This is a genomic window from Pseudidiomarina piscicola (assembly GCF_902806985.1).
GTDB lineage: Bacteria > Pseudomonadota > Gammaproteobacteria > Enterobacterales > Alteromonadaceae > Pseudidiomarina > Pseudidiomarina piscicola.
The window spans coordinates 88670-114048 of the sequence record NZ_CADCXY010000001.1 but is presented as its reverse complement, the minus strand read 5'-3'; the positions used below and the strand labels follow the sequence as shown (position 1 = coordinate 114048).

Genomic DNA, 25379 nt, shown 5'->3' with positions numbered 1-25379 from the left:
TGATCCTCCCTTCCCTATCCCTGAAAGCGCAGCGTCAGCGTGCCCGAGGTATAGCTGCTATCGATGGTATAGTCGGTGAAATCACGAGCTAGACGCGCCCCTTCACCATCTTGAGCGATTCCTGACATAGTCACTACATAATGTGTGGAATCACTTAGGTCAGCTTCGACCGCAATGGCACCTCCCCATGGGTTGATGCCAGCACCATCTCCCCATGCCTCAGGTACCGCCGCAATGGCAGACATTGAGCTCATGGTAATACCGGTAAAGTCTCCGCTGCGCGGGCGCCATAACTGCGCTCCCGCTTGCACCGTTATAATTTGATTTTTGGCCTCACTCACCCGCGAATTTCCCACCGCCCAATCGCGCACAGCTAATGTTCCAATCGTCGCTAGTGCAATAATGCCTAGTACGGTGAGCACTTCAATAAAGGTAAAACCTTGTTGTTTCTTCATTTTTAACACTCCATGTTGATTATTTACTGCCACGTTTTAACGAACATGCTGCTGGGTCACGGCCATCAGCATACTGCCCATGCCTCCGACAGTGACCAACAGCAATCCTAAAATAAGTGCATAGCAACACGCCTGTAGCGTCACCCGTAAACGCCGCAACGCCGCTACCGCATCCGCCGCTGCATAGCGGGCAACTCGCTGTAAGGTGCCATGTTCGGTCGCATTACGACTGCCATTGCTAAGCCTAAAAAGCATTCTTGGTGATAGGAGTCCGCAATCAAGAATCGCCACTAGGCGGCGCTCGCCATTGGCAAGTCGTTGCCGCAATTCTGGTAAGGCGTAAGCTAACGAGCCTGCGCCATACTCCTGCATTGCCTGTAACGCACGGTCGAGCCGCGTGCCTGCCCGCAGTAACACGGTCAGCGATTGCAATAACAGCACCCCATCAAAATAGCGGCGGATCACAAAGGCTCCTCGTGCCGCGCTCCAGCGCCAACCAGCACGCCGTAGATCAATCAACGGATACGGCCCCCACGTCACCACCAGCACCACTATCAACACCAAGCCCAGAAGCGGTAGCCAGGGGCCCGAACTCAGGTTTAATAAATAGTGACTGAGTACCGGCCAATGCAGTTCTGGTAAGCCACCTGCCAGTTTGGGCATGACGTTTTGGCCGACGGCATAGCAAGCAAACATCGTTATCAGCAGCATTAAAAAAGGGTAAATCAGCGGCCGCCAGAAGCCTTGAATCGCCGCCGCTCTTTGTTGCTCGAACTGGCGCTGGGCGGCAACCAGTTGATCGAGCAAACCGCTACGCTCACCAATACTCACCAACATACACAAATCGTTAGCGAACCACTGCTGCATGGCCGTTGCCATCGGTACACCGCTAAATACGGCTCCCTGCATTGCCTCGATGGCACGTTGTTCACGCTTTAAACCTTGCTGCATTGCATGTTGCTGTAGCTCCTGACACGCCTGTGCAACTGAAAGTCCGTCGCCAATGGCCAACGCAATATCCTCAATTAAGGCCAATTGATTCGCACGCTTCAACGATGTCTTCAAACCTGACATAGATCCTCCGCCTGCAGTTGCTGTGTCAATGTGCGCCAACCACGCTGTTGTAACTCCATGCGGTAGTTATCAAGTTCATCGTTGCGTAAGGCGTTACAAAGTTCGCCGGTCACCTCTAAAAACTCAGTCACCAACCGACGCTGGCCTACCCCACTATTCTGACAGCCGCTGCAACCACTAGCCGGAACCTGCCCCTGACAGTGCTGACACACTTGCTTTACCAGCCGCTGAGCTAACACACCACAGAGCACGCCCTGCTGTGCAAGTACACGATTTGTCAGTCCCAAGTCATTTAACCGCTGCAACGCCCCGAAGCAGTCATGTGCATGCAAGGTTGCGGTCACCAGATGACCGGTTAAGGCGGCCGTGTACGCCGCTTGGGCGGTTTTCGCGTCACGAATTTCACTGATTGAGATCACATCGGGGTCTTCACGCAAAGCCACTTTAACCATGTTGGCAAAGTTCAGCTCGGGGTGATCAACTGCCACCGGCTTTTGTTCAATATGTGGTTGGATAATTTCAATCGGGTCTTCCAGTGAAATGATTTTATGATCTGGTGGAATCATTAAGTTAAGCGCCGCTAAACTGGTGGTTTTGCCTTGCCCCGTAGGCCCCACAATAATCAACAGACCGTTCGCCTGTTCCAGCGCAATGCTAAGTTTAGCGATCAGCTCTGCGCTTGCGCCCAGCTCAGTAAAACGTTGAATAGATTGACGTTCAAGCTGCAATCGCATCGTCACCGCGAAGCCATTTCGGGTCGGTGATTTTTGCACCCGTAAACGCAAGCGTTGCGGCTCGCCATGCTGCATCACCACTACATTGATACTCGCGCTCGACAAGCGTTGCTCATCGAATAGTTCATGAAAGTCATCCGAACGCGTATTCAGCGCTGCGGCGATAGCTGCCGCTAGAGTTTCACGGGAGCGCTCGACATGCCCTACCATGCAGCCATGCACGCGAAACGCCAAACTTGCCCGTTGTGGATCAAACACTAAGTGAATGTCCGACGCGCCCAACAACAATGCTTGGGAAATGAGATCTTCTAACGCAAGCTGGGCTCGAGTTCGGTCAAACGGCCTGGCAGCCCCTGCTTGCTGCTGTTGCTGTTGGCGCTTTGCTTCAGCATCATGGAGAAAACTTCGCACATCACGTACTTCGCCAAGCAAGCTGGTGCGAAATTGTTGGCGAGCTTGCAGTTCTACTTTTAAATTGAGCAGTGCCAACGAGGCATGCTGCCAAGCCTCTGCGGTCGCTATGAGGCAACCGTCGGCGGTCACTACCACTGCCGTATCACTTTCATTCTGTTGTTCGGTGATGGCCAAGCACTCATTCAAATAGTGCTGGTCAGCGGACACTTCTTGCCATTCCGTTGGCGTGATGTAGCGCATGTTACCAATCTCCTTGCAAGTAAAAACGGCGCTGCTCGCCAGCCTGGCGCAAAATTAATTCGTCGCGCTGTAGCTGCACCTGCAGTTGTTCACCATTGCTACGATTCGGTTGCACGCTAAAGCGTTTTTCACCGCGTTGCAGCCATATGGTTACCTGTTGCCCGTTGCGTACCACACTGAGCAAGTTCACATTATCAAGCCCATGGCTAGTGCTGGGCTGGGGGCCTGTTGCCGTCACCTGGCCGGTGGTGACCTCGGTGATCTGTTGCCGCAATTGCGCCACCTGAAGTTGGTGCTGTAACCTACGAACCTGCGCCGCTGACTTTAACTCCTCTAATTCTTCAATGCGCAACTCACTGACCTGCTTAAGCTGCTGTTGCAACGGCGTGTTGGTTGCAGGAACCGCAAGGTCATTTGACCAACCAGCCATGACCATTATCACAAAACTAAATTCAATCATGAGTTCGCTTCTCCTTGTGTTAACGGTAAAGGTTCATAAAGGCGTAGTGTAATTTGTGCGGTTAGCTGTTTACCATTTTGTAACTTCAACGCGGCAATACGCAGATTGGGCTGCTGCAGCAATGCGGCCAAGCGAGTAAGTTCCGTCAAGGTCGTTGTCGGCAAGGTTAATTGCCACTGTTGCCAGCGGTAATCGGTATTCTGATTGGACTGCACCCGGCTGATACTCAGCTGTGGAAAATAGCGCTGGCCTTCGATCAACCACGTTGTTTCAGGCGCCGGGCTCGATAGGTCTAACTCATGGCTTACAACAGCGCGTGTCAGTACGACTTGTTGCGCTTGCTCCTGATGTTGCCAACCGGCCGGTAACTGGCTACCGAGCTCATCATCACGGCCATAGCTAGCAACCACGATGGCCTGTAAACTTTGCCCTTGAAGTTGCGCTGAGCGCCATTGCCAACCTGCGAAATGTTCGAACCCAGCAAACAATTGCGGCAACTGCTCTAATAACTGCACCGCCGTACCTGGCGGTGGCGCCAATCGGCGTTGCACTACTTCGTTCGGTGGCGCTTCAAATTGCGGCCATAGATACCAAGCACTGGCAGCACCACCTAGCATAAGTAACAAACAACTGGTCCAAATACGTTGCCGACGCTGCCATGGTGGCAACTGTTGCAATGAGCGCAACTGCAACGCGGCGGTGGGTTTTAAATCTCGTAACTGTGGCTGTTCAAGCAGCAGTTGCCATTGCGCTAACTGCTGTTGACAAAACTCAGCCAAGGTCGTCGGTGTTTGTTTGGCGATCAACACCGTGGCCTGTGCCTCGGCCTGACGTTTAATACGCTGCAGCACCAGCTCTAGTTGCAACATGCCGTCGGTATCGTGCGGACAGCTCAAACAATGCTGTAACCGCTCACCCTGCCAGGCAATACAAACAATCATTCCCTGCCACAAGCTCAGGTAAACCGCTTGCTTTAACTTCTTAAAATGGTTCCGCACACAGAGTGCAGCATCATGGGTAGGGCTGGTTAAAGCATCACTGCCGCATGCTAACCAGTAAGTGCGCCCCTGACGACCTACAACATAACCTTTAAAACCACGTTGCTTAGCTTGTTGCAGGTAATTGTCGATGTCTCGAGTGGTACGACTTTGTTGTCGCCAACCATCAATTAGCCAAAAGTCGCTCATTGCGCCACCCCACGACGCACTATGGTCGGTGTTAGCAGTACCAGAGTTTCGCTGTGGTGGCGCTGCTGCTGTTGCTTTCCGCCCAACAAAAAGCTTAGCCACGACTGCTGCTCGGTTAGTTGCTCACGTTCATTACGCAGACCTGACAACAATAGCGTTTGTCCATCACCCACTACCGCTTGCATAAAGAACTGTTTGCGATTGGTATGGGGCGTTTGGATGAGTTGTTCTCCGGAGCGCACTTCGTCGATCCGCAGTAAGTCAGAAAGCTCGGTCGATAATTGCAAAATGACTTCATCTTCACGAATACTGGGCAACACATAAAGCTCAAACCCGGTGGTCACAATACCTGGCTCTAAGTTTGTCGTCGCGCCAACATTCAGTGTATTGGTGGTACTCGCTGCAGCTAAGTAGGTGGCGTTGTCTTGCAGCGCAATTTTCGCAATTTGATTGTTTAACCCCAGTAAGCGAGGCTGATTATTAATGGTCACTAAACCTTGTTGTTGCAAGGCTTCAATAAACACCTCAGAGCCTGCCGCACGGCCGCTTTGACGTTGCCAAAACAATTGCCCGCCCAAGGCTTCGCCGAGGTCATTAAGAGGCCCACTGGCGAGCCCCACGACGGCATTCCCTCCGGCACTTTGAGCCAGTGCCTGCCAATCAATGGCCAGTTGATCTTCATCGCTAAAGCTCACTTCGACAATGCGCACCTCGATGGCCACTTGGCGCGTTAGACGTTCGTTTTGTTGACTAAGATAGGCTTCTATCTGCGCAACATGGCGCGGTCGATCTTTCACTAACACTGAGGTCGAGCTTTGGTTGATGCTCAACACTCCCTGCTCTGACAGCAATAAACCAAGGGCCCGTTGTAAATCATCCCAGACGCTTAAGTTTGCATGGCTAAAATTACTGAATTGATCACTACTTTCTTGCATCGCTGCACGTGGTTGCGCGGTACCCTGATTCGCTTGCTGTTGTCGCCGTTCTTTATTTCCCATAAAGAAGTCACTGGCCCCAGCGATAAACGCCACGTCAAATTCTGCTGTGCGCCAACGACTCCAACGAATACTGTGCTCAGTCATTTCTAAATACCAATCAAACTGCGCTGCCAAGCGTTGTAAAACGACACCACGGGCGCCAGCAAAGTTGAGCTGCACCGGCTGTTGCCGTAACTCCGTGTCGCTATAGGTGATACTCAGCTGCAGATCGGCAAACACATCCGCTAGCAAATCTTCGAGGGCGACGCCTTTGGCATTAATGTTGACCGGCTTGCTGTACCATGCCGGCAGATCCGCAGCTATGTCAGCGCTTTGCGGTACATAAAGTTGTTCTGTGCGCCTGACAGTGCCGGCGATTGAGTCCGTGGTTGCGGGGGCTGCTAACTGCGCTAACTCGGCAAGTGCGCGCGCTTGGCGTTGCGCAAGTTGCTGCGGCTCAGGCGCCGCACTGCAACTGAGCAACAGTATCGTCAAGGTCAGGCTGCCGACGCCCCGCCATAGGTTCATGGCCGTGCTCCAGCGTTGGCACGAACGACAGCAGAATGATTCGCATAGAGGGTGAGGTGTAGCTGATAGGGGGTTAACAGCTTTTCAAGTGCAAGGTCCCAGTTCGCCGCCGTTAAGGTAAAGTCCGTCGACCAGCGATAATGCGGAGAGGCCTGCCAATCAAGTTCTTGCACATCAAAGTGGCGGGCGAGCAGACGCTCAATTTGCGGCTTGAGTAAGCCCGCTTGTAACTCAAAGGTAACCTTATTAGTGGCGCGTTCGGTTGCTACTGGTGGCGCCGAATCGAAACTAAAGGGTGGGCAGCTTTGCTGAGCGTAAGCTGGCGTCGCCGACAAGCAGCTAAAGAACAGACTGCTTGCGACGATGCGCCATAGGACTGATGTCCATGTAGAGAACAAAAACATACGACCTCCATGTCATTCATGCATCGCCTTCCTTGACGATGTCTAGCAACTTTAGTCGCTAGATGGAGCTCGCACAAGCGTCCGAAAACGCAATTGTGGACGGGTTATTTCTTACGTTTTTTGGTTTCCTTTTCGACCCACTCGCCATCACGGTAATGGGCCTGCCAACCGGTAGGCTTACCGTTTTCTTCGGTGATCACGTACTGTTCTTTCTGCTTTCTGCTGTAACGCACAATGGCTTCATTGCCAGCGCTGTCTTCGGTCGGAGCATCAGCTAAATAATAGAACTTTTTCGGAATGCGATCTTTGAAGCGCTTCAGTTCAGCAACTTTTACCGCTCGAGTCTCACGCGACTTGGGAAAAGTATTGGCCGATAGAAATACGCCCGAGGCGCCATCACGCAGCACAAAGTGTGCTTTGGAGTCTTCACATGGCAACTCTGGAAACGGCACGGGATCTTCTTTCGGTGGCGCAGGCTGGCCACTTTTAAGTAGTTTCCGGGTGTTTTTGCAATCGTCATTGGTACAATCGAAGTACTTGCCAAAACGCCCGGTTTTCAACTGCATGTCACTGCCACAACGATCACACTCGAGTACTGGCCCATCATAGCCTTTGATACGGAACTCACCTTGCTCGACTAACTGGCCAGGACACGCTGGATTATTACCACAGACGTGCAGCTTGCGTTCTTTATCGATAAGGTAACTGTCCATTGCTGTACCGCACTCAGGGCAACGCTTCTTGGCTCGTAACGCTTCGGTCTCGGCTTCGTCCTCATCGGTGACTTTTACCGCTTCTTCGCCCGGTAGCAAATTGATGGTTTGCGTACAACGTTCTTTTGGCGGTAGTTCGTAACCCGAGCACCCCAGGAATACCCCGGTAGATGCGGTGCGAATACCCATTTTACGGCCACACTTAGGGCAATCGATATCCGTGAGTATCATTTCATTGCCACGCATACCGCCCTCTTCCGGAGGCATTTCTGCTTGCGCAAGCTTATCGGAAAATTCGGCATAGAATGCGTCTAGGGTTTCTTTCCATTCACGGTTGCCCTCGGCGATGTCATCCAAGGCCTGCTCCATTTCCGCAGTGAAATTGTAGTTAAGCAAGCGCGCAAAGTTTTCAACCAGTCGGTCGTTAACTATTTCACCCATTTTTTCCGCATAGAAGCGACGGTTTTCGACGCGTACATAACCACGATCTTGAATCGTGGAAATGATTGCGGCATAGGTCGACGGCCGACCGATACCACGTTTTTCTAATTCTTTTACCAATGAAGCTTCGCCGAAACGCGCTGGCGGTTTGGTGAAGTGTTGCTGTGGGTCGATGTCCTTTAAGTTCAGGTGATCACCCTTTTTCACATCCGGTAAGGTTGCGTCTTCGGCGCTTTTCGAACTTGCCGGTGGCTGAACCTTTGTCCAACCCGCAAAGCGCATCACGCGGCCTCGCGCTTTCAACTCGTAATCACTGGCAGCGACCGTAATAGTGGTCGCGTCATAGCGTGCCGGAGTCATCTGACAGGCAACAAACTGCCGCCAAATCAATTCATACAAACGCTGAGCATCGCGTTCCATGTCTTTCAGTTGCTCAGAGCGAACTTTGACACTCGATGGACGAATCGCTTCGTGCGCTTCTTGTGCGTTTTTCTTGGCGCCATAGCGGTTGGGCTTTTCTGGCAAATAGTCTTTACCAAACTCTTTATTGATAAAGTCACGGCAGGTTGCAACTGCTTCGCCGCTAAGGTTCGTTGAGTCGGTACGCATGTAAGTAATGTGACCAGCTTCGTAGAGACGCTGGGCCAACATCATGGTTTTCTTCACGCCAAAGCCAAGCCGCGTACTGGCCGCTTGTTGCAAGGTGGAGGTAATAAAAGGTGCCGACGGACGACTACTCGTAGGCTTGTCTTCGCGGTTAACCACCTCAAACTTAGCCTTTCGCAAGGCCTCAACAACCTGTTGCGCTTGCTCTTTGTTGGTCGCTTTAAAGGTTTTACCTAAGTGCTTCGCCAACTGCATGCGCACGGCGGCTTGCTGTTCGGTGGTCAAGTCGGCGTAGATGTCCCAATACTCTTCTGGCACAAAGGCTTTGATTTCTCGCTCCCGCTCAACAACCAAACGCACTGCAACCGACTGGACGCGCCCAGCAGAAAGGCCGCGGGCAATTTTCTTCCACAACAAAGGCGAAACCATAAAGCCGACCACGCGGTCTAAGAAGCGCCGAGTCTGTTGGGCATTAACCCGATCTATATTCAGGCTTGCGGGCTCTGAAAACGCCTCTTGAATCGCATTTTCTGTGATTTCATTAAAAACCACCCGACGAAAACGCTCACTTTCACCACCAATAAGTTCCCGCAGGTGCCATGCAATAGCTTCCCCTTCGCGGTCCAAATCCGTTGCGAGATAAATCGCATCTGCCTTGCTGGCTAGCTTCTGTAATTCATTAACGACTTTTTCTTTACCCGGCAGAACTTCGTAATGGGCATCCCAGTTGTGCTCAGGATCAATCCCCATACGCACCACCAGCTTGCGAAACTCACGTTCTTGACGATAGGCTTCTTTCGCCTCTGGCGACATCTTCCGAACTTCCGCTGGCGACTTCTTAGCAACTTCCACTGTAGCTCGAGTGGGTAAGTCACGCACGTGGCCAACGCTCGATTTAACTACGAAATCGTTGCCTAAATATTTATTAATGGTCTTCGCCTTGGCCGGCGACTCGACAATAACTAGCGATTTTGCCATGCGTCTCTTTGCAACCTAATAAGATGGGATTCTTTTTTAGATATATCGTTTCTACACAGATGAAACAACCATACCTGTCAAAATTAATAAAAATTCGTTTATCGCTTATAGCCATGCAGGGACATTTCGGATCACCTCAAAACACGCGGCGTTGCACGACAGTAAGGCTTACACAAGCGCTCACATGTGAGTATAATAGCCATTGTTAACTGGCTTGCAACTGCAATGGAGGAAATTCGTGAGCACTAAGCACTTTGAAGTCAATTTCGATGGTTTAGTAGGCCCTACCCATAACTACGCCGGATTATCATTCGGTAATGTGGCCTCACTGTCGAACGCTAAAGCGGTCTCGAGTCCACGTTCAGCTGCAAAGCAAGGGCTGGCAAAAATGAAAGCGCTGCACGACATGGGTATGGTGCAAGGCGTGTTCGCCCCCCATGAACGCCCTAATATCACCATATTGCGGCGCCTTGGTTTTACCGGTACCGATGGCGATGTCCTTTATAAAGCCGCCACCGAAGCGCCGCAGATTTATCAAGCGGTGTGCTCCGCCTCGAGTATGTGGACCGCCAATGCCGCGACGGTATCTCCTGGCGCCGACACAGCCAATGGTCGCGTGCAGTTTACCCCAGCCAACCTGACCAATAAGTTTCATCGCTCGCTTGAGCCGATGACCAGCGGCCGAATACTACAAGCTATGTTCGCCAATTCACGCTATTTCGAGCATCACTTACATTTACCCGATAATGAACACTTTGGTGATGAAGGCGCGGCCAACCATACGCGCTTATGCTCGCAGTACGGCCATGCCGGGGTCGAAATTTTCACCTTTGGCCGTTATGCCTTTGATGCCAGCCAACCAGCGCCGCAAAAGTTCCCAGCTCGCCAAACCTTTGAGGCATCGCAAGCGATTGCACGACTCCATGGCTTGAGTGATGAGAATACCGTTTATATTCAGCAAAACCCCGATGTTATTGATCAGGGCGTATTCCATAATGACGTGATTGCCGTCGGTAACCAGAACGTGCTTTTCTATCACGAGCAAGCGTTTTTAGACACCGAAGCCAAGCTCGCTGAAATACAACAAAAGTTTGGCGATGAGCCGCTGCACTTTATTTGTGTTAAAACCAGCGAAGTGTCGGTAGCTGACGCGGTACAGACTTACTTGTTTAATACCCAGCTGCTGACAATGCCTGACGGTACCATGGCGATTATCGCCCCCACCGAATGTCAGGATAATCCACGGGTTGCGGCGTACTTAGAGCAGTTGGTACAACGTGATACACCGATTAAGAAGGTGCATTTCTTCGATGTTAAACAAAGCATGCGTAACGGTGGTGGGCCGGCCTGCTTGCGCTTACGCGTTGCGCTAAACGACGATGAATTAGCAGCGGTGAACCCTGCAGTACTGATGAACGACACTTTGTTCGAGCGATTGAATCAGTGGGTTGACCAACATTACCGTGACGAACTTAGTGTTGCTGATCTACGCGACCCCCAGCTACTTACTGAGTCGCGCACAGCTCTTGATGAACTCACTCAAATTTTAAAGCTCGGTTCGGTGTACCCGTTCCAACTGGACTAACGAAAAAAGCCCGCGTTGTAACGCGGGCATTTAGTTTCAGCTACCTAGCAGACAACGACTAGTTTTCGTCGTCTTCGTTATGCATCTCAAGGTTTGCATCTTCAGTATCTTCCTCACCGTTACGAGCAATATCATTGCGCGCGGCATCAAGGCGATCGAGGTATCCTTGATTAATATCTCCGGTGATGTATTCACCGCTAAATACCGAGGTTTCAAACTGGTTAATCGATGGATTTTCTTCTTTAACCGCGGCAATTAAGTCTGATAAGTCTTGATAAATAAGCCCATCAGCTTTAATCAGCGCATTGATTTCAGAGGCTTCACGGCCATGCCCAATAAGCTCGTTAGCACTTGGCATATCAATACCATAGACATTAGGAAAACGAATTTCCGGCGCTGCTGACGCAAAGTAAACGTTCTTTGCTCCGGCTTCACGCGCCATTTCGATAATTTGTTCCGATGTGGTGCCTCGCACAATCGAGTCATCGACCAGTAACACATTCTTGCCACGGAACTCTGCGCCAATAGCGTTCAATTTACGGCGCACGGCTTTACGTCGCAGGGTTTGTCCCGGCATGATGAACGTACGGCCTATATAGCGGTTTTTAACGAAGCCCTGACGGTATGGAATTTCCAGCACATTGGCAATTTGCAACGCAATATCACAACTGGTTTCAGGGATCGGAATCACTACATCAATCGCTAGATCGGCATAATCGCGTTTTATCTTTTCACCTAGCTTACGGCCCATGTTCACGCGCGATGCGTAAACGGAAATTTTGTCGATAAACGAGTCAGGCCGAGCGAAGTAAACGTACTCAAAAATACATGGACAATGCTGTGGGTTATCCGCACATTGACGCGAATACAACTCACCGTTTTCAGTAATGTAAATTGCTTCACCGGGCTCAACGTCACGCAAATATTCAAAGCCAGTACCGTCAATGGCGACACTTTCTGAAGCGACAATATACTCGTTACCGTGCTCGGTTTCTCGTTGTCCTAAGACCAATGGCCGAATACCCCAAGGGTCACGAAAGGCAACCACACCATGGCCGATCACCATAGCTACGACGGCATAGGCACCACGAATTTGACGATGCACACGACTCACGGTGGCAAACACATCATCAGGGCTAAGTTCTAGGCTTTGCTGCTGATAGAGCTCATGGGCAAAAATGTTCAGTAAAATTTCTGAGTCTGACGTGGTGTTGATGTGACGACGGGCTTTGGCAAACAGGCGTTCTTGCAACTCAGCGGCATTCGTCAAATTACCGTTATGCGCCATGGCAATACCAAACGGTGAATTCACGTAAAACGGCTGCGCCTCAGCAGAACTAGAGCTGCCCGCTGTAGGATAGCGCACGTGGCCAATACCAATACGCCCTTGAAGACGATGCATATGACGGGTATGAAATACGTCACGCACCAACCCGTTGCCTTTACGCAAACGCAACGTCTTATTATGTACGGTCATAATGCCTGCAGCGTCTTGTCCACGGTGCTGCAACATCGTCAAGCTGTCGTACAACGCTTGATTGACCGGATCTTTACCTACTATGCCCACAATGCCACACATGCTACGACAACCTCATTTGCTTAGTTGGGGAGAAAACTAGATGTTTGCTCAAAATATTCAAAAAACCACTGAATGAAGATACCAAAATGCGGGATCAACACCGACTGCTGCCACCACTCGACACTTGCCAAGCCGGTGAAGCTGTCCATAAAAAATAACAGTGCACTGACGATGAGAACGCCACGTAAGGCACCGAAAACACCACCTAGAACGCGATCGGTTCCGGTGAGACCGGTTTTCTGTACCAGTTGGCCCAACACATAGTTGACCACTGCACCAACAATTAAGGTGCTTACGAACAGCGCAAGTGCGGCAACCGCATTGCGTATCATGGGATCATCAAGACCGGTAAACCAACTGGCGAGATCAGCATAATACCAGCTGGCAATAAAGAAGGCTGCAACCCACACGGCAAGCGACATTGCTTCTTTAACAAAGCCACGCACTAAACTCACGAGTGTCGACAGCGAAATAACAATTAAAATGGCATAATCAATCCAGACCATAAGGGCTATCCTAAGGCTGTTGAAGAGGCGCGCAGTTTACCAGAAATCGATCGGAAAAACGCCACTTTTTATTGAGCTTTACGGTTCAAAGCGAACCACTCGACCGTTGAGCCCAGTCAATTCTTTTAACTTGGGCAGTTGTTGTTGCAACTCGGTTTCCGTCAAGGCCGGTCCCACTAACAGTCGCGTCAGCTGTTTGCCATTCGCCTGCACGGTTTCTCCGTAGGCGGTAAAACCTTGCCCTTGCAACTGTTCGATTAATTTATCAACGGACTCTGCATTGCTGAAAGCCCCCAATTGAATCACATAGCCAGGTTCGGCGAGCGACTCAGTCGGTGGTGCAGTTTGCGGCTGGTCGGTGCTGGTGGTCGAAGTAGGTTCAGGTTCGGTCATCTCCGGTGCCTTCGCTGCGGTCTCAAGCGTTGCTTGCGTGGGGTCCTCAGCGGCGTCCGTTTGGCCGACCTCAATGGGGGTGCCTTCAAGCTCGGTGGCGGGTAACTGAACCTCCTGCTCTACCACGTCTGTCTCAGGCTGTAAGGGCATGGCCTCAAATTCCTGTTGTTGACGAACTTCCTTGCCATCTAACAGCTCCGGTAAAATAATGACCGCCAAGGCGACCAAAATAATCGTGCCAACAATACGATTTTGTAATTGCGATGCCATGCTTACTCCGCGTTGGGTATTTTAGCCACAGTGTAGAACGACCCGCACACCAATACTAGTGGTTGTTGTTGCGACTCTCTAGCAGCGTCACAGGCGCTGCGAAACGCATCGGTGACGCAGGGATAGCTAAGCGGCGGTTGCTGGTTCGTTACCTCACCTAACGCCGACGCTAACTCCTTAGCACTGGCGCCACGAGGTCCTTCAAGATCCGCAAGGTACCATGCACTAACCGCCGGTTTGAGTTGTTCCAGCGTACCTGCAATGTCTTTGTCTTTGAGCATCCCCAACACCGCGTAAATTGGCCGTGAGCCGAACCGGTTGCGTAAATGCTCAACCAGAAAGGCAGCGGCATGGGGGTTATGTGCAACGTCTAACAAATAGTCCGGATTACCGGCCACATACTGTAGGCGCCCCGGCTCTGCCGCCTTCACTAAACCTTCTCGAATGGCCTGCTCGGTCACCGGTAAATTCAATAGTTCAAGCGCCATTAGTGCCGTCGCAGCATTGGGTAATGGCAATTGCGGCATCGGCAGTGCCTGCAATTGACTGCGCCGCCCGGTAAAGGTCCAGTGGTCGGCACTGGTTTGCTGATAATTAAACTGGTGACCCACACATTGTGGCTCGATACCCTTGGTTTGCAGTTCGCTTAACACTTGTTTTGGAAAGTCTGGTTCCCCTATCACCGCGCCTTTTCCAGCTCGGAAAACCCCGGCTTTTTCCGCGGCAATGCCGTTGCGATCACTGCCGAGAAAACCAATATGGTCAATGCCTACCGAGGTTACCATGGCCACGTCTGCAGCTAAGCAATTGACGGCATCTAAACGCCCACCTAGACCAACTTCTAAAATCCATACATCAAGTTCACTGCGCTGCAGCAACCAAAAGGCAGCTAAGGTGCCAAACTCAAAGTACGTTAAGGATATATCACCGCGCGCTTGTTCAATCGCGGCAAAGGCACGGACAAAATCATCGGCGCTTGCCAGCGCCCCATGAAGTCGAACCCGCTCTTCGTAACGATAAATATGGGGGGAAATATAGGCGCCCGTACGGTAGCCAGCAGCGCGCAAAATACTCTCAAGGTAGCGCACTGTTGAGCCTTTGCCATTGGTGCCTGCAACGGTCAACACTTGCGCTTTGCCAGGGTCGATATTCAGTCGTTCTTTGACCTGCTGAACGCGGCTCAGGCCCAGGTCTATTTCCGTCGGGTGCAGGGCTTCTAAATAACACAGCCAGGCATCGAGCCCGGCTGTTGCTGAAGGTGCTGAAACAGTTGAATTCATACTGCGACTTAGTATTCGTCCGCCACCGGCGCGTGATGCTGGAACTTCGCCAGTAACGAAGCGACACGGTTACGCATTTGTCGACGATCAACAATCATATCAACCGCGCCATGATCCAGCAGGAATTCAGCGCGCTGGAAACCTTCAGGTAAGGTTTCACGAACCGTCTGTTGAATAACGCGCGGCCCAGCAAAACCAATCAACGCTTTAGGTTCGGCAATATTAACATCGCCTAACATCGCCAAACTGGCCGACACACCACCCATGGTTGGATCGGTTAACACCGAGATAAACGGCAAGCCTTCTTCGCTCATACGCGCAAGGGCGGCCGAGGTTTTGGCCATCTGCATCAACGACATCAACGCTTCTTGCATACGTGCGCCACCAGACGCTGAAAAGCACACCAATGGAATGCGTTCGCGCAAGCAGACCTCTGCCGCTTTAACAAAACGAGCGCCAACGACTGATGCCATTGAGCCACCCATAAAGTTAAACTCAAATGCCACAGCCACTACCGGCATGCCTTTGAGCTTGCCTTTTTGTGCCACTAACGCGTCTTTTTCACCGGTCGCCTTTTGTGCTGCGGCGATACGGTCTTTATATTTTTTTGAGTCACGAAATTTGAGAATGTCTTTGGGCTCTAGCTCAGCGCCAATTTCGGTGCCCGTGTCGCTATCTAAAAAGCTATCTAAACGGCCTCGTGCTGACATCCGCATGTGATGGTCGCACTTGGTACAAACATGGAGATTACGCTCGAGGTCTGCACTATAGATAATTGCATCGCAACTGGTGCATTTCGCCCATACTCCTTCAGGAATATTGCGGCGTTTTCCACTTTTTGGCTTTGCAAGAATTCGCTCTATCCAGCTCATATCGTCTCATTTATCTCAATTGGTGATTACGGCGTGTCGCCTAAACTTGCCATATTAAAGCACAATCTACCCCGACCTTGCAGTAAAAAGTGGTCTTATTAGTCAGTTCGCAGGCCTAGTTTCGGGCAACCAAAGTGGCCCCACCGCTTGTGTTGGTAAGCCAAAGGTTTCCGGGTAATCAACGGCAACCAGGTACAAGCCTTCGGCCTTAGCGGTCGCTGCTGCCAGGGTGCGATCGCGCTGCGCCAGCAACTCACCAGGCCAAGTAACTGCCTGCTCACCCTTGCCAACTTCAAGCAAGGTGCCGACGATATTCCGTACCATGTGATGCAAAAACGCATTGGCAGCGATATCGATAACCACAAAGTTTTCGTGGCGGCTGACGTCTATGTGGGTCACACAACGGTTTGGTGAGTGCGATTGACACTGCGCTGCGCGAAAGGCGCTAAAGTCATTTTCACCAAGCAATGCTTGAGCCGCTTGGTGCATGCGCTCTACCTGTAAGTCAAAGTGGTAGTGACTCACCCCGCGGCCGAGTATGGCCGGGCGCAAACGTGTGTTACAAATGATGTAACGATAACGGCGACCGGTCGCACTGAAACGTGCGCTAAAGTCTGCGGGTACTTCACGTACCCAGCGCACGGCAACATCCGCAGGTAAGTTACTGTTCACTCCCATGGTCCAAGCCGGTGCATTACGTGGTTCTTGACTATCGAAATGCACCACCTGCCCGGTGGCGTGCACACCCGCATCGGTCCGCCCTGCACACACAACCTCGACCGGATGATTGGCAACCTTACTGAGGGCCCGTTCCAACACTTCCTGCACACAGGTCACTTCGCGTTGTCGTTGCCAGCCATAATAGTTACTACCGTCGTATTCAATTCCTAGCGCAAAGCGCGTACTACTCATCGACCGCCCTGTTCACTTAGTTGTTTTAATAACGCCGCGGCTTCTTGTTCAGCTTCTTCGTCGTCGCAGCCCTGTATCCCTTCTAACAAATTACGAGCGTCGTCGATTTCACCCATATCAATATACACTTGAGCTAAGTCCAACCGCGCTGCGGGCGATTTGCTCTCATCTAACATGGCTTCGGTGGAGATATCGTAATCAACCGGTTTATCGTCATCTCCGACTAACGCTTCGTTCAGTTTATCTTTGTCGTAAGGGTCGTCGAGCTCTTCGCTGGCTTCACTCTCAGCTTCTTCCATCAAACTTTCAATGGACACGTAGTCATCGTCCGCCGCTTCAGCGTCGCTTTCCTTGCTATCGCTGGTGGTAAAGTTATCGTCTAAGCTCAAACCACCAAAAGAGTCGTCTTCTGGCTCGGGCTCAGGTTGTCGATACTCGTTGACAGGTTCAGGCGCGGCGGATTCTTTAGAGTCTTCGTCGTCAGATTCCTGCTCACTAGGCTCAAATGCCAACAAGGCATCGACTTCACGAGAGATTGCATCGTCATCATCGTCGCTCTCGGCAGTCGCATCAGACTGTTGACTTAGGTACGCCTCAAGATCAACGTCAGTGATTTCAACATCTTCATCAGCTGTCGACATTAGTTCACTGGGCATCTCCTGCCAGTCTTCGGGGGCTAAGCCATCGCCATCATCCGCTGTACTCGTGTCCCTTATACTTTCTTCTTGGCCCGCTGCTGACTCTTCAGCTTTATCGCTGTGCTCTTGACCCTTATCGCTGTACTCTTCGCCTTTATCGCTTTGCTGGTCGGCGGCAGGCTCTGCAGCCATTTCCCGCTCAAGTCGACGGACATAAGCGAGGTACCAAAGCGCGCCTAACACAATCACTAAAACCAGTGCCATCAGGCCCAAATGAAGTGGCTTCAGCAGCCAGTCCAGCCAGCTACGCTGTTGGCTACGTGGACGGTTCACCACAGGCTTGCTAACCACCTCAGCTTTTTCCTCTACCACTGCCGTCGCGGCGTCTGTCTCTGCTGCGCTTGCGGTTGTGCTATCGGCATTAGACTCTGATGCAGCGTCTGGCTCTGCTGTCGTCTGCTCGACAGGTTGCTCAACATCTAATGCTGGATTACGTTCACTTGGCTGTGATTGCACGTCCGTCGTGGTCAGTTCTTGCTGATCTTGGCGATTAAGTTCACTGGCTAAGGTTTCGATTTCGGCCGAAGCACGCTGCTCTTCGGCGGCGCGCTGGCGTAATAAATTCAACTCTTCGGTGACTGCTTCCAAGCGCTGCTGTAAATCACTATTCTCTGTTTGTAGGCTTTCAATTAATCCAATAGATTCAGATAGTTGACCCCGCAAGGCTTGCATCTCTGAAACTGAGATCGCAATTTCACTTTCCACCGCAGTGCTCTCCACCGCAGTGCTTTCTACGTCAGGGCTTTTGGCCTCAGGGCTTTCAGCTTCAGAGCTTTCGGCCGTGCTGGCTGCGTCGCTCGAAGGCGCTGGAACGGCTGCTTTGGGAGTGTCTTGCGCAGTGGCAAGACTGCCTAGCTCAGGAATTTCCAAGTAGAACCCGGTTAACATAAAGTCCGGTCGATTATCGCGGAAAGCACGAGGGTTTGCTGCGACAATGGCATCCATCATCTCAAATAGGCTCACCCCGCGCTGACGGCCATAGTAAGTGGCGATACTCCACATGGTATCGGTCGGAACAATAGGACCAAACTGCTCTGGCTGCCAACGCGACGCACGCGAACCCTGCTGCGCCATTGTTGCCGCCGAGAATGCAACCAGTGCTGCAATTAATGCAACTATGATTATCCGTGCCATCGCGTTTTCGTCCTTTTTAGCTGTTATTATCGGATTCTAAAGAAATCAATTGCTTAATCAAATATAGTCGTTTATCAAATGTTCAGCAATTTGGATGCTGTTGGTCGCGGCTCCTTTGCGAACATTATCAGCAACCACCCATAGGTTTAAGCCTTGTGGATGAGAGATATCATTTCGTATACGGCCGACATAAACATCGTCGGTACCTGTCGCATGACTCACCTGAGTCGGAAAGTCTTCGTTATTATCAAACACTACCACGCCCGGTGCTTGCCGCAGTAATTCTTTTGCTTGTAACGCATCAAGCGGCTGTTGGGTTTCGATGTGCACAGCTTCGGCATGACCATAAAACACCGGCACGCGAACTGCCGTGGCGTTCACTCCAATACTTGGGTCGGCGAATATTTTCTGCGTTTCCCACAGCATTTTCATTTCTTCTTTGGTGTAGTCGTTATCCATAAATGCATCGATTTGTGGAATACAGTTGAAGGCCATTTGTCGCGCAAAGTAGTCGTTTTCGAGCGGTCGGCCATTCATCAGCTGGGCGGTTTGCTGGGCCAGAGCATCCATCGCTTCTTTACCGCCACCGGATACCGACTGATAGGTCGCGACATTGATGCGTTCAATGCCAACGGCATCGTAGATAGGTTTTAAAGCCACCAACATTTGAATCGTTGAGCAATTCGGATTGGCGATAATATTGCGGTTCCTAAAGTCAGCCAAGGCATGCGCATTTACTTCTGGCACCACCAAGGGAACATCTTCGTCGTAGCGGAACTCAGAGGTATTATCGATGACGATACAACCTGCATCAGCGGCTCGAGGCGCAAATTCTCGTGAAATTGCGCCGCCCGCCGAGAAAAAGCCTAATTCGACCTGGGTCCAATCAAAACTTTCAGCGTCCAACACTTCAACGTCTTCGCCACGAAACTTAATGGTGGTGCCAGCGGATTTGCTACTTGCCAGCGGAAACAATTCCGCTACTGGAAAGTCGCGTTGCTCTAAAAGTTCGATCATATGCTGACCAACCAACCCTGTCGCACCAAGAATAGCGACATTAAATGCTCGTGACATAGTTACTCCTTTCGTTTGGCATCTGAAATGTAAGCTGGGCTAAGCGCTGTTGCCATAGCGCTGACAACGCCCACTCACCTGTGTTCAAGTGTAGCTGATTAAGCTCCCTTCGTACTGCGTAATTTGCCCGCAAACGGTCAAAGTCTTCGGCAGTGCAGGCGGTGGCCCGCAGTGCGGCATCATCCTCACGAATATCGTAACAATGCAACACCCACTGCGCCAGCTCGCGCCAATTTGGTTCATTAGGGGCCGCCAGCGCTGTAGTTTGCCCTTGCGGATAGCTTGCCAACAGCTCGGCAAGCGACGGCAATTGTAGGCTTAGTTGTTGGTCCGTCAACCATTTATTAAGCAGCTGCCAGCTGCCACCAAGTTTTCCTGCCAAACTATGCCCAGCAATATGGGGCGTCGCTAAGGTCACCTGCTGCAACAGCTCAAGAGCCATTTGCGGTTCATGTTCCCAAACGTCAAGCACCACCGTTAAAGGCCGGTGTTGCAAGCGCTCGATCAACGCCTGTTCAGCAACGACGGCACCGCGGCTGGCATTCACTAGAATTGTTTCGGGTTTTAGCTCAGCCAGCGCTGCGTGATCAAATAGATGATGTGTCGCATAACGACCGTGGCGCTGTATCGGAACATGGCAACTAATCACCTTTGAGTGCAGCACACGTTGCCAATCGTCATGCACCGGTACCACTTGTTCGCCCCGCGCCAGCGCTGGCGGGTCATAGTAATGCACCGATAAGCCTAGCCCTGCCAACCGCTGCCCCGCAGCTCGGCCGGTATTTCCTGCGCCTACAATCGCTACTTCACCCGTTGGCAATTGTTGCTGTTCTATGGCGATGGCGGCGATGGCACTTGCCACGTAGTCGCCCACTGCGTTGGCGTTCACCCCCGGCGTGCTGTGAAAAGTGACGCCAGCCGCTGCAAGCGCAGCTTGGTCAACATGGTCGGTACCTATGGTCGCACTACCAAGCCAACGCAAATTCGGCGCCTGCTGTAAAAGTTTTTGGTCAACACGGGTGATCGAACGAATAAACATGACGTGGGCCGCAGCAAGTTGCTGGGCACTCGGCTGGCGTCCACTGAAACGTTCAAGCTGCAATGGCATCTCGGTCTGGCGCTTTAGCGCCGCAATCAGGGTATCGAGCTCAGGTAGGTTTGCATCGGCCAGTATGTACATAATTCCGTGGGCTCTGGTTGAAAACCCTTAGCATACAAAAAGGTGCGCCAAAGCGCACCTTTTTCAGCTTCATTGACCCACTCAATTCGTGGGTAAAAACCTTGCGTTACTTATATTTACGCATCACCAAGGTGGCGTTCGTACCACCAAAGCCGAAGCTGTTCGACATCACTGTGGTGAGTTCCATGGGCTTCATTTCGGTGATGATGTTCATGCCATCGGCACCAGGGTCAAGGTTTTCCACATTAATGGAAGGTGCCACAAACCCATGTTCCAACATCAGTAGCGAATAAATAGCTTCATGCACACCGGCTGCACCTAGTGAGTGACCTGTCATCGCTTTGGTCGCACTTATCATCGGTGTCTGCTCGGGGAATACTTCACGAATCGCTTCCAGCTCTTTGGTATCACCTACAGGCGTACTTGTTCCGTGAGTATTTAGGTAATCAACGGGCGTATCGACGTTTTCCATGGCCATTTGCATGCAGCGAACGGCGCCTTCACCTGAAGGTGCAACCATATCATAACCGTCTGAAGTGGCACCGTAACCAACGATTTCACCGTAAATTTTAGCCCCACGCGCAAGTGCTGTTTCAAGCTCTTCAATCACCACAATACCGCCACCGCCAGCAGGCACAAAGCCATCGCGGTCAGTGTCATAGGTGCGTGACGCTTTGTGCGGGGTGTCATTGTACTTGGTACTCAAGGCTCCCATGGCATCAAACTCCATGCCGAGGGTCCAATGAAGCTCCTCACCACCACCGGCAAATACGCGGTCTTGTTTGCCTAGTTGAATTAATTCCAAGGCATGACCAATACAGTGCGCTGATGTTGCACATGCTGAGCTAATTGAATAGTTCACACCTTTAATTTTGAACGGTGTTGCCAGACACGCCGATGTGGTCGAAGCCATGCAACGTGGCACCATGTAAGGGCCTACCCGCTTCACGCCTTTTTCGCGTAAGGTATCTGCCGCAGCAACTTGATGCTCGCCAGAAGCGCCACCAGAGCCTACCACCAGACCGGTGCGGTGATTTGACACGTCGGCTTCTTCTAGGCCGGCGTCTTCAACCGCTTGCGCCATAGCCATGTAGGCGTAGGCCGCAGAGTTACCCATAAAGCGTAAAGCTTTGCGGTCGATATGATCTTTAGGTTCAGCGCGTACGGGTCCCCAGACCTGACAACGCAAGCCCATATCGGCAAATTCTTGAGAATATTCAATACCTGAACGACCGTTTTTCAACGACTCAAGTACTTCCTTTTGGTTCACGCCGATACTCGACACGATGCCGATACCGGTAATCACTGCTCTTCTCATTCTAGTTTCCTGTCTTGCTGAGCGCTTGTGTATGTTAGCTTAGTTCAATAAAAAAGTGGTCTGCTTTCCGCAATTATTAGCTAAAATTGTTACACTACTGCGCATGATCAACGAATTAATTTCGAGATACACCGGTGTCAAACTCTACACACGCTGAAATTACTTTTAATGAGTTCGGGTTGCCGGTGGCAACGCATTTCGATGATATCTATTTTACCAACGAAAATGGCCTTGCCGAAAGCAACTACGTCTTTATTCAGCATAATGATCTACTGCCGCGCTGGCAAATTCCCCGCGCGGTTCCCTTTGTTATTGCTGAAACGGGTTTTGGCACTGGGCTCAACTTACTGGCCTGTTGGCAACTGTTGCTTGAACAGGCACCGGAAGATTTAGTACTGCATTTTATTTCGTTTGAAAAATTTCCGTTGCGACAGCAAGATCTTGCTCAGGCCCTCACCGCCTTTCCCCAGCTTGCAACACTCGCCGACGAGCTATTGGCGGTGTATCCACCGGCAGAACCCGGCTGTCACCGACGTTACCTTGCCGGCGGGCGCGTTATTCTTGATTTGTGGATAGGCGATATCAGTGACCAATTGCCTTCGTGGCTGGAACACGCGCAGCACTCTGTCGACGCCTGGTTTTTAGACGGCTTCGCCCCCGATAAAAATCCCGCAATGTGGCAACAACATATCTACGACGCTATGGCGACAAGCACCGCTGCAGGAGGCACCTTTGCCACGTTTACTGCGGCAGGTGATGTGCGCCGTGGCTTGCAAAAAGCCGGCTTTGAGGTAACCAAAGACAAAGGCTTTGGCCGTAAGCGCGAAATGCTCTACGGCCAATCAGTGACGGCGCAAACCGCTAAACCTGCTGCTGCCGACAGCCCGGTCACTATTATTGGAGGCGGCATTGCCGCTGCGTGCTTAGCCCATGAACTGCAGCGGTTAGGTCGAACCATCGAAATCATCAGTTGCGGGGTGGCTGATGCGGCCTCGGGCAACAGCCAGGGGGCCATTTATCCGTTACTGCATGCCCAGCGCAGCCCACTTGCCAACTATTTCAGTTTAGCCTTTGACTACGCTAGGCATTTTTATACACAAACGAGCGCAGCTACATGGCACCCTGTTGGTGTGGTGCAGTTGGGTTACACCGAAGCGCGGGCGCAACGCTATGAAAAAATCACTCGCAGCCAAGCCAACGGTGGCCCTGGTTATGATTCATCTTTAGTACAGCTCTATAATGCTGAACAAACCCAGCAGCTTTGGCAACACTTGCCCGCCTGTCCCAGCCTTTATTACCCTAATGGCGGGTGGTTAGCACCGGCGCGCACGGTGGAAGCCCTTTTAAATGGCTATGAGGTGACCACAACTGCCGAGTTAACCAGTGTCACCAAGGCAAGCTCCGGTAGCCGTTGGCAGTTAGAGTTTGCTAACGGCAAGGTACTGCAACGAAGTGTCGTGATTCTGGCCTGCGGCGCGGGCCTGCGTGAATTGCTACAACCCTTTTCCATCGGGCTACAAAACGTGCGCGGTCAAGTGACCGAAGTGCGCGCCACCAAGACCTCGGCCGATTGCCCATTGGTGGTTTGTTACAAAGGTTACTTTACCCCTGTCGCGGACCATAAACACTGTGTTGGTGCTACCTACGAACGGGACGGTGAAGACCTAACACCGCGCGCTGCCGACCAACAGGAAAACTTACAAAACTTGGTTGATAACTTAGCTCCGGCCAGTTGGCCGGCACAGCTTGAACCAGTTAACAATCGTGCAGCGGTTCGCAACACTACCAAAGATCACCTGCCTTTAGTGGGTGAAATTGATCAAGGTTTGTGGGTGCTCGGCGGCCTCGGTTCACGCGGTTTTACCGCTGCGCCCTTAGCCGCTAACGCACTGGCTTCAGCTCTTACCAAGCGGCCGCTACCGTTACCTGCCGAGCTGTGGCAGCGACTACAACCCCAACGCTTGCTGCACGATTAGTCGGCGGCTGCTTCGAGCTTATTGACCATGGCGGCAATATGCTGCTGATCGACCGGGTTCAATTCATGTTTGGTCGCCTCGAGCGCCGCTCTCAAACTCGGTAATACCGCTTCAGGATGGGCTTGGTCTTGCAGCTCCATTTGCGCGACCACAAGGTCGAAATGACCTCGTAAATAGCCACTGGCGAAGAGTTCGTCATCATCACCTTGTTGTACTGCCTGATCAAAAACCAGCTCTAACTTCTCAATAAACTGATCAAAGTTTTCCTGTTGCACGTTCTACCTCACTGCGCTGTTCACGGGTTGCTGCAATTACATGATTTTATGGCGCCGCAGAATACCACAAAACCACGGCTTTCTGGTACACTAGTGTGACCCATAACGGCACCCTAAGCTTTGACGTAAAGGTAACGAAATGACAGACAAAATCGGCCTGTTTTACGGCTCAACCACCTGTTTTACAGAAATTGCTGCAGAGAAAATTCAAGCAGAATTTCCACCGGGGCAAGTTGAGTTGTTCAATATCAAAGATGTACCACTTAAAGAAGCCGAGTCGTTCGATACGCTAATATTTGGTCTTTCAACCTGGGACTTTGGCGAAATTCAAGAAGACTGGGAAAGCCACTGGCCCGACATTGCGGACTTAAACCTTGAAGGTAAAGTGGTGGCCTTATTCGGCATGGGTGATCAGGTGGGCTATACCGACTGGTTTCAAGATGCCCTCGGCATGCTGCACGACGAACTTGCCGCAAGTGGCAGCACCCGCATTGGCTTCTGGCCTAACCAAGGGTATGAGTTTGCTGCCTCAAAAGCGCTGACTGCCGATGATGAGTTTTTCGTTGGCCTAGCACTGGATGAAGACAGCCAATACGAGCTTAGCGAAGAGCGTATTCAACAGTGGGTTGCGCAATTACAACAAGAGCTGACCGAAGTAGGTTAATCCTGATCGACCAGCAAGCCCAGCCGACGTTGCCAAAACTCGCACTGTACCGCGGCCTCCTCAGCACTATAAGCAACTGCGGGTGAGTGCCCCCACACCGGGCCCGGCCAAGCCGGATCATCGGGTGAGCGCAGCAGCAAATGAACGTGCAGTTGCGCAACCACATTACCTAAGGCACCGACATTTAACTTGGCGTTGGGCTGCCAGTGCTTCAAACACTGACTTACATGTTTTAGTTCACGCCCCAGTTGTTGCTGCTCAAGCTCCGATAAATCAAGCCACTCGACCGCCAGCGGTACCCGTGGTACCAGCATGAGCCAGTCGTAGCGGCTATCATTAAATAACCGCACGTCACACAACTCAAACGCCCCTAATCGCAAACTATCGTTCGCTAACCGCTGATCAAGAACGAACAGGTTACTTTCATCTGTAGGTTTGTTATAACGCATGCA

Annotated in this window: 23 protein-coding genes; 3 read left to right on the top strand and 20 right to left on the bottom strand. The window is 51.6% G+C overall.

The window, feature by feature from the left end; translation table 11 throughout:
* Window positions 1-14: 14 nt before the first annotated feature.
* The 8 genes from PSI9734_RS00560 to topA all read right to left on the bottom strand — a co-directional run bounded on the left by PSI9734_RS00560 (window position 15) and on the right by topA (window position 9211).
* Entirely contained in the window at window positions 15-455 is a 441-nt protein-coding gene (locus PSI9734_RS00560; RefSeq protein WP_173919181.1) for a type II secretion system protein, read from the bottom strand.
* A 36-nt stretch (window positions 456-491) separates the two neighbouring features.
* Entirely contained in the window at window positions 492-1529 is a 1038-nt protein-coding gene (locus tag PSI9734_RS00555; protein ID WP_173919180.1) for a type II secretion system F family protein, read from the bottom strand.
* Window positions 1517-2917, bottom strand: coding sequence for a GspE/PulE family protein (locus tag PSI9734_RS00550; RefSeq protein ID WP_173919179.1), 1401 nt, complete (start codon window positions 2915-2917; stop codon window positions 1517-1519). The genes PSI9734_RS00555 and PSI9734_RS00550 overlap by 13 nt, the downstream gene beginning before the upstream one ends.
* A gap of 1 nt (window position 2918) precedes the next feature.
* A complete protein-coding gene (locus PSI9734_RS00545; protein ID WP_173919178.1) occupies window positions 2919-3377 on the bottom strand; it encodes a hypothetical protein in 459 nt (152 codons plus the stop codon).
* On the bottom strand, window positions 3374-4564 hold the full coding sequence (locus tag PSI9734_RS00540) for a hypothetical protein (protein WP_173919177.1): 1191 nt from the start codon (window positions 4562-4564) through the stop codon (window positions 3374-3376). The genes PSI9734_RS00545 and PSI9734_RS00540 overlap by 4 nt, the downstream gene beginning before the upstream one ends.
* On the bottom strand, window positions 4561-6069 hold the full coding sequence (locus tag PSI9734_RS00535; protein WP_173919176.1) for a hypothetical protein: 1509 nt from the start codon (window positions 6067-6069) through the stop codon (window positions 4561-4563). The genes PSI9734_RS00540 and PSI9734_RS00535 overlap by 4 nt, the downstream gene beginning before the upstream one ends.
* Entirely contained in the window at window positions 6066-6473 is a 408-nt protein-coding gene (locus tag PSI9734_RS00530; RefSeq protein ID WP_173919175.1) for a hypothetical protein, read from the bottom strand. Before PSI9734_RS00530 ends, PSI9734_RS00535 begins: the two co-directional genes overlap by 4 nt.
* Before the next feature lie 104 nt (window positions 6474-6577).
* Window positions 6578-9211, bottom strand: a complete 2634-nt coding sequence (gene topA, locus PSI9734_RS00525) for a type I DNA topoisomerase (RefSeq protein ID WP_173919174.1) — start codon at window positions 9209-9211, stop codon at window positions 6578-6580.
* A 238-nt stretch (window positions 9212-9449) separates the two neighbouring features.
* Between topA and astB the strand changes: the two genes are divergently transcribed.
* Complete coding sequence (gene astB, locus PSI9734_RS00520) at window positions 9450-10796, top strand: N-succinylarginine dihydrolase (RefSeq protein WP_173919173.1); 1347 nt, start codon at window positions 9450-9452, stop codon at window positions 10794-10796.
* A 58-nt stretch (window positions 10797-10854) separates the two neighbouring features.
* Here astB and purF read toward each other — a convergent pair whose 3' ends face one another.
* The 10 genes from purF to fabB all read right to left on the bottom strand — a co-directional run bounded on the left by purF (window position 10855) and on the right by fabB (window position 22012).
* Window positions 10855-12375, bottom strand: a complete 1521-nt coding sequence (purF, locus tag PSI9734_RS00515) for an amidophosphoribosyltransferase (protein WP_173919172.1) — start codon at window positions 12373-12375, stop codon at window positions 10855-10857.
* A gap of 20 nt (window positions 12376-12395) precedes the next feature.
* Window positions 12396-12881: a CvpA family protein gene (locus PSI9734_RS00510; protein WP_173919171.1), complete on the bottom strand. Its 486-nt coding sequence runs from the start codon at window positions 12879-12881 to the stop codon at window positions 12396-12398.
* 78 nt (window positions 12882-12959) lie between these two features.
* A complete protein-coding gene (locus PSI9734_RS00505; protein ID WP_173919170.1) occupies window positions 12960-13544 on the bottom strand; it encodes an SPOR domain-containing protein in 585 nt (194 codons plus the stop codon).
* Window positions 13545-13546: 2 nt separating this feature from the next.
* Entirely contained in the window at window positions 13547-14824 is a 1278-nt protein-coding gene (gene folC / locus PSI9734_RS00500) for a bifunctional tetrahydrofolate synthase/dihydrofolate synthase (protein ID WP_173919169.1), read from the bottom strand.
* 8 nt (window positions 14825-14832) lie between these two features.
* A complete protein-coding gene (gene accD / locus PSI9734_RS00495; protein WP_173919168.1) occupies window positions 14833-15696 on the bottom strand; it encodes an acetyl-CoA carboxylase, carboxyltransferase subunit beta in 864 nt (287 codons plus the stop codon).
* A 102-nt stretch (window positions 15697-15798) separates the two neighbouring features.
* On the bottom strand, window positions 15799-16608 hold the full coding sequence (gene truA / locus PSI9734_RS00490) for a tRNA pseudouridine(38-40) synthase TruA (RefSeq protein ID WP_173919167.1): 810 nt from the start codon (window positions 16606-16608) through the stop codon (window positions 15799-15801).
* Complete coding sequence (locus PSI9734_RS00485; protein ID WP_173919166.1) at window positions 16605-18440, bottom strand: FimV/HubP family polar landmark protein; 1836 nt, start codon at window positions 18438-18440, stop codon at window positions 16605-16607. The genes truA and PSI9734_RS00485 overlap by 4 nt, the downstream gene beginning before the upstream one ends.
* A 57-nt stretch (window positions 18441-18497) precedes the next feature.
* The gene (locus PSI9734_RS00480; RefSeq protein WP_173919165.1) at window positions 18498-19514 is read right to left on the bottom strand and encodes an aspartate-semialdehyde dehydrogenase; all 1017 of its coding nucleotides are present in this window, start codon (window positions 19512-19514) and stop codon (window positions 18498-18500) included.
* On the bottom strand, window positions 19498-20694 hold the full coding sequence (locus tag PSI9734_RS00475) for a 4-phosphoerythronate dehydrogenase (protein ID WP_173919164.1): 1197 nt from the start codon (window positions 20692-20694) through the stop codon (window positions 19498-19500). The genes PSI9734_RS00480 and PSI9734_RS00475 overlap by 17 nt, the downstream gene beginning before the upstream one ends.
* A 106-nt stretch (window positions 20695-20800) precedes the next feature.
* A complete protein-coding gene (gene fabB, locus PSI9734_RS00470) occupies window positions 20801-22012 on the bottom strand; it encodes a beta-ketoacyl-ACP synthase I (RefSeq protein ID WP_173919163.1) in 1212 nt (403 codons plus the stop codon).
* A gap of 134 nt (window positions 22013-22146) precedes the next feature.
* On the opposite strand from fabB, the gene mnmC reads away from it, so the two are divergent.
* Entirely contained in the window at window positions 22147-23988 is a 1842-nt protein-coding gene (gene mnmC / locus PSI9734_RS00465; protein WP_173919162.1) for a bifunctional tRNA (5-methylaminomethyl-2-thiouridine)(34)-methyltransferase MnmC2/FAD-dependent 5-carboxymethylaminomethyl-2-thiouridine(34) oxidoreductase MnmC1, read from the top strand.
* On the opposite strand, the gene PSI9734_RS00460 is transcribed toward mnmC, so the two are convergent.
* Window positions 23985-24263: a YfcL family protein gene (locus tag PSI9734_RS00460; RefSeq protein WP_173919161.1), complete on the bottom strand. Its 279-nt coding sequence runs from the start codon at window positions 24261-24263 to the stop codon at window positions 23985-23987. The two genes, mnmC and PSI9734_RS00460, sit on opposite strands and share 4 nt — an antisense overlap.
* Window positions 24264-24402: 139 nt before the next feature.
* Between PSI9734_RS00460 and fldB the strand changes: the two genes are divergently transcribed.
* Window positions 24403-24927, top strand: a complete 525-nt coding sequence (gene fldB, locus PSI9734_RS00455) for a flavodoxin FldB (RefSeq protein WP_173919160.1) — start codon at window positions 24403-24405, stop codon at window positions 24925-24927.
* Here the strand turns inward: fldB and PSI9734_RS00450 are convergent.
* Window positions 24924-25376, bottom strand: coding sequence for an HIT domain-containing protein (locus PSI9734_RS00450; RefSeq protein WP_217420741.1), 453 nt, complete (start codon window positions 25374-25376; stop codon window positions 24924-24926). The genes fldB and PSI9734_RS00450 overlap by 4 nt on opposite strands.
* Between the last annotated feature and the right edge of the window lie 3 nt (window positions 25377-25379).